Source organism: Kitasatospora sp. NPDC093558, assembly GCF_040683475.1.
GTDB lineage: Bacteria > Actinomycetota > Actinomycetes > Streptomycetales > Streptomycetaceae > Kitasatospora.
Genome location: NZ_JBFBDY010000457.1, coordinates 1 through 5,141, shown reverse-complemented (window position 1 = coordinate 5,141; position 5,141 = coordinate 1). Strand labels below are relative to the sequence as shown.

General features: G+C 72.6%; 4 protein-coding genes. 2 read left to right on the top strand and 2 right to left on the bottom strand.

All coding sequences use genetic code 11. From position 1 onward, the window contains the following. Window positions 1–58 precede the first annotated feature (58 nt). The gene (locus AB0O00_RS28955; RefSeq protein ID WP_363656700.1) at window positions 59–1,768 is read right to left on the bottom strand and encodes an FtsW/RodA/SpoVE family cell cycle protein; all 1,710 of its coding nucleotides are present in this window, start codon (window positions 1,766–1,768) and stop codon (window positions 59–61) included. Between the two features lie 322 nt (window positions 1,769–2,090). On the opposite strand from AB0O00_RS28955, the gene AB0O00_RS28950 reads away from it, so the two are divergent. Beyond that, window positions 2,091–3,098 carry a cytochrome c oxidase assembly protein gene (locus tag AB0O00_RS28950; RefSeq protein ID WP_363656698.1) on the top strand — a complete coding sequence of 336 codons (1,008 nt, stop codon included), beginning with the start codon at window positions 2,091–2,093 and terminating at the stop codon, window positions 3,096–3,098. A 338-nt stretch (window positions 3,099–3,436) separates the two neighbouring features. Then, window positions 3,437–4,501 (top strand): ribosome small subunit-dependent GTPase A, encoded by a 1,065-nt coding sequence (gene rsgA, locus AB0O00_RS28945; RefSeq protein ID WP_363656696.1) that lies wholly within the window; start codon window positions 3,437–3,439, stop codon window positions 4,499–4,501. A 63-nt stretch (window positions 4,502–4,564) separates the two neighbouring features. Here rsgA and AB0O00_RS28940 read toward each other — a convergent pair whose 3' ends face one another. Next, entirely contained in the window at window positions 4,565–5,020 is a 456-nt protein-coding gene (locus tag AB0O00_RS28940; RefSeq protein WP_363656694.1) for an ASCH domain-containing protein, read from the bottom strand. Between the last annotated feature and the right edge of the window lie 121 nt (window positions 5,021–5,141).

Here is a 5,141-nt window from a genome sequence, read left to right as displayed (position 1 = left end):
GCCGCGGGTCGTCCGGGTGCTGGTGGTTCTCGTCGGCCCGGGTGGTCGCGGCGGTCTGTCAGGCGGACGCCGGGTTCTGGTTCGGCGGGTACGGGCCGGACGGGTGCGCCGGCGTCTGGAAGCCGCCGCCCAGGGTGCCCCCCGGCCGGGACGGATCCGGCGCCACCCCGTAGCCGGGGGCCGTCGGGAAGTCCGCCACCGCGCCCGGGTGACCGGCCTGCTGCGGGCCCGCCCCGGGCGACGGCTCGGGCTCCGACGGCGTGCCGTGCGCGGGCGTCCGGCCCGGCGCCTGGCCCGCGCTCTGGCCGGGTGCCTGGCCCGCCGCCTGGTCGGCCTGCGCCGGGCGCTTCGCGGCCACCTGCGCCGGGAAGTCCGTGCTCGGCAGCGCCGGCTCCAGCGCCGTCCGTCCCGCCGAATCGCTCAGCTTGATCAGCAGGGCCACCGTCAGCCAGTTCGCCAGCAGCGACGAACCACCCGCCGCCAGGAACGGCAGCGCCTTGCCGGTCAGCGGCACCAGGCCGCTCACCCCGCCGACGACCACGAACACCTGCAGCGCCAGCGCCGTCGACAGACCCGTCGCCAGCAGCTTCCCGAACGGGTCCGTCAGCCCGACCGCCGTCCGCAGCCCCCGCTGCACCAGCAGCAGGTACACCAGCAGGACCGCCGTCACCCCGGCCAGGCCCAGTTCCTCGCCGATCGTCGTGAAGACGAAGTCGCTGCGCCCGGCGAAGCCGATCAGCCACGGCCGGCCGGAGCCGAGGCCCGTCCCGGTCAGGTGCCCGGTGCCCAGGCTGAACAGCGCCTCGGCCGGCTGGTCGGAGATGATCGCCTTGTCGTGCACCGGCTTGTAGATGTCCAGCGGGTGCAGCCACGCCTCGACGCGCCCGTGCACGTGCGGCTCCAGGGTGCCGACCACCGCCGCGCCGCCGACCGCCATCAGCAGGCCGAGCACCACCCAGCTGGTGCGTTCGGTCGCGACGTACAGCATCACGACGAAGATGCCGAAGAAGATCAGCGAGGTGCCGAGGTCGCGCTCGAAGATCAGCACCAGCAGGCTCATCACCCAGATCGCCAGCACCGGCCCGGCGTGCCGCCCGCGCGGCAGGGTCATCCCCCAGATCTTGCGGCCGGCCAGCGCCAGTGCGTCCCGCGAGGCCATCAGGTAGCCCGCGAAGAAGATCGTGATCGCGACCTTGACGAACTCGTCCGGCTCGAAGGAGAGCCCGAACAGGCGGATCCAGCGCTTGGCGCCGAAGTCCTCGGGGCGCCCGGGGAAGAACGCGGGCGCGGCCAGGAGCACGAGCGCCCCCGCCATCAGGATGTAGACGTAGCGCTGGAAGAACCGGTGGTGCTTGATGAAGACCACCAGCGCGAGCGACACCAGGACGGCGATGAACACCCACATGAACTGCGACGGCGCGGCCGGGAGCTTCTGGAAGTCGCCCTTCTTGGCGTGCGCCGCCGCGTAGGAGATGTCCAGCCGGTCCAGCAGCATCAGCCCGAAGCCGGTCAGGAACACCCCGAGCGGCAGGATCAGCGGGTCCGCGTACGGGGCGAACCGGCGCACCGCCATGTGCGCCGCGCCCACCAGCCCGACCAGGGGCAGCAGGCGCATCAGCAGGTTCGGCGGCATCTTGCCGGTCAGCGCCAGGCCGGCGTCGATGTGTCCCGCCACACAGACGGCCACCGCGAGGGCCAGCAGGCCCAGCTCGATGTTGCGGTGGCGCGCCGCCAGCCGGCGGCCCTCGCCGCGTGCAGTGCTTTGCACCCTTGTCGTCCCCTTGTTGTCACCCACGTGGCCGGTATGCCGACGGTGCATCCTGCCAGACGAACGTATCCCTCCGCCGGTTGCACAACGGGACGGAACGGGGCCAAAACTTTGCCCTGGCAAAGCTTTGACATGGTTTGGCAAAGTCTTGTTCAGGGTGGGGTATAGAGAGGACCCCTGGCCGCGGTGATCCACGGCCGACCGGCCATCATGGCGGAGCGCCGGACACCGCGTACGGACGTCGGCGCACCCCTTCGCCCACCCCGGGCACGGGGCCCGCGACAGCACGGCGTGAACGAGGTGGGACGAGGTGGGCGGACCGATGCACGGACCGATGGACGGCCCGGTGCAGGCGCTCGGCTACAACGGGCCGCCGGCCTGGCAGTGGTCCGACCTCGCCACCTCGTGGACCGCCGAACCCCTCGTCCTCGGCCTCTCCGTCCTCCTCGGCGCCTGGTACCTCCTCGCCGTGCGCGCCGTCCACCGGACCGGCGGCGAACGCTGGCAGCCCAGCCGCACCGCGGCCTTCCTCGGCGGGCTGCTCCTGTGGATCTGGTCCACCTGCTCGGGCCTCGGCGTCTACGACCGCATCCTCTTCACCGACCGGGCCGTCCAGGTCGTCCTGCTGCTCATGGTCGTCCCGCTGCTGCTCGCGCTCGGCGCGCCGGTCTCCCTCCTCGTCCGCGCCGCACCCGAGCACCGGCGCGAGCGGATCCTGCGGGCGCTGCGCAGCCGGCCGTCCAAGGTGCTGATGTTCCCGGCCGTCTCGACCGCGCTGCTGATGGCGCCGCCGTGGCTCCTCTACTTCACGCCCTGGTACGAATGGTCGGTCTCCAGCGGCACCGGGAACGTCGTGCTGCACCTGGCGCTCGTGCTGCTCGGCCTCGCCTACTTCTGGCCGCGGCTCCAGATCGACCCCGTCGGGCACGAGTACCCGCACCTGGTCGGGCTGTTCATCACCTTCGCCGAGGTGATCTTCGACGCGGGGCTCGGGATCGTGCTCATCTACGGCGGCCACCTCGTCGCCGAGCACTACTACGTCGCCCTCGGACGGCCCTGGGGGCCGAGCCTCGCGCAGGACCAGACGTGGGGCGGCAACGCCTTCTGGGTCCTGGGGGACCTCGTCGGACTGCCGTTCCTGGCCGCCCTCGTGCGGCGCATGGTGGTGCAGGGGCGCGAGGAGATCAAGGCCGTGGACGCCGAACTGGACGCCCGCTTCGAGGCGGCGGCGGCCCAGGCCCGGGCGGAGGGGCGCGAGGAGGAAGAAGAGACGGGGATGCGGCCCTGGTGGCTGGACGACCCCAACCTCAAGCACCGGTACGGCGGCTGATCCCGCCTTCCTGCTACCTGCGAGCATTTCCGCAGGTCAAAAACCTGTTGGCGTGGACACCGTTCTTCGCTAGCGTTTCTCCCGTCCAGTTCGGGGGCCTTCACTGGCCGCCCGAGGAGTAGAGAGCAGGAGGTGGACCCCATGGCCGTCGTTGCCCCGATAGCTGCCCTGGGCAGCACTCGCGTTCACCTCCTTTTCCCGGCCGCCGGCTGACGTTCCGAGCCAGCCGCAGCCCGCCGGGATCATCTCCTCCCGAAGGGCCCACCGCGTTGTTCAACGCTGCCTCCGTTCCGTCGTACCCGTCTTCCTCCTCCGCTGAGTCCGTCGCTCCCGCCGATGTGCTGTCCGGCTACGGCTGGACGGCGGAGCTCGCGGACCTGTTCACCCCGCTCGCCGAAGCCGGCCTCGTCCCGGCCCGCATCGTCCGCGTCGACCGCGGCCAGTGCGACGCCGTCCTGGCCGACCCCGACACGGGCGAAGCGCGTACCGTCCGGCTCGACACCCGGCCGGTCGGCGACGCCGACATGATCAACTGCCCGTGCACCGGCGACTGGGCCGCCGTCGACCTCCACGCCCAGCCGATGGCCGCCGTCACGGCGCTGCTGCCGCGCACCACCGCGATCATCCGCAAGGTCGCCGGCAAGCGCTCCGACGGCCAGGTCCTCGCGGCCAACGTCGACACCGTCCTGATCGCCTCCTCCCTCGCCGCCGACCCCGACCTCGGCCGGATCGAACGCTTCCTCGCCCTCGCCTGGGAGTCCGGCGCCGAACCCGTCGTCGTCCTCACCAAGGCCGACCTCGTCGACGACGCCGAATTCATCCGCGCCGACGTCGAAGGCGTCGCACCCGGCGTCACCGTCCTCGTCGTCAGCGCCGAGACCGGCGAAGGCATGGACGTCCTCCGCGCCTGCACCCCCGGCACCACCGCCCTCATCGGGCAGTCCGGCGTCGGCAAATCCACCCTCACCAACGCCCTCGCCGGCACCGACGTCATGGCCGTCCAAGCCGCCCGCGACGTCGACCAGAAGGGGCGCCACACCACCACCACCCGCGAACTCATAGCCCTGCCCGGCGGTGGCGTGCTGATCGACACCCCCGGGCTGCGCGAAGTCGGCCTCTACGGCGGCGAAGGCGTCGACCTGGCCTTCGCCGACATCGCCGACCTCGCCGAGGACTGCCGCTTCCACGACTGCGGCCACCACACCGAGCCCGGCTGCGCCGTCCGGGCCGCGCTCGAGGACGGCACGCTGCCACAGCGGCGGTGGGAGAGCTACCGCAAGCTCCAGCGCGAGAACGAGTGGATCGCGTCCCGGTCGGACGCCCGGCTCGCCTCGGCGCGGCTGAAGAAGTGGAAGGCGATCACCAAGTCGATGCGAAAGGAGAACAGCCCGGTCCGGCGCTGACGCCACGAGCCGCCCGGCGGGGGCGCGGCCGGACGCGGCCGGCCCCCGCGGGAGCGGCCCCGGTCAGCGGAAGGCCGTCAGCATACGGAAGCGCTCCAGGACCACGGGGGTGCGGTCGTCCACGGTGAAACCCGGGTCACCGAGGGCGGCGAGCATCTCCGGGCTGCGCCAGAAGCGCTCGTGGGTCGAGCGCCAGTGGGCCACGGTGGCGTAGCCCTCGCCTTCGTCGATGGCGTGCTGCAGATCCACGTCGGCGAGCGGGACCACACGGACGTCCGTGGTCTCGATCACGGCGACGGCCCGGCCTGCGGAGTCGATCACCGCGCTGCGCCCGCCGGGCTGGGGCAGAGGATCGCCGGCGTGCTCGTAGTCGGCGAGGAGACCGGTGGTGGTGGTCTTGGCGCCGCTGAGGACGGCCGCGACCAGGGCGTCGCGGAGCGGGCCCGGGAACGCGAGCTCGAACGGGCGGAGGGCGGCGACGTCCGGGTAGTCCGGGGCGGTGTACGTGGGCTCGCTCATGCGGCCGAGCGTAGCCGCGGGCAGGGCGCAGGTCCCGGCATTTACCGGGCCGGGGGCACCGCGGGGCCCCGGGGACAAGCGGCCCCGTCCCCTCTCGGAGGAGAGGCGTGGGTGGGTGGGC

What these genes read in the sequence shown, in the direction of transcription:
- AB0O00_RS28950 (WP_363656698.1), top strand. Translation starts at nt 2,091, where the DNA reads ATGCACGGACCGATGGACGGCCCGGTGCAGGCGCTCGGCTACAACGGG.
- AB0O00_RS28940 (WP_363656694.1), bottom strand. Translation starts at nt 5,020, where the DNA reads ATGAGCGAGCCCACGTACACCGCCCCGGACTACCCGGACGTCGCCGCC.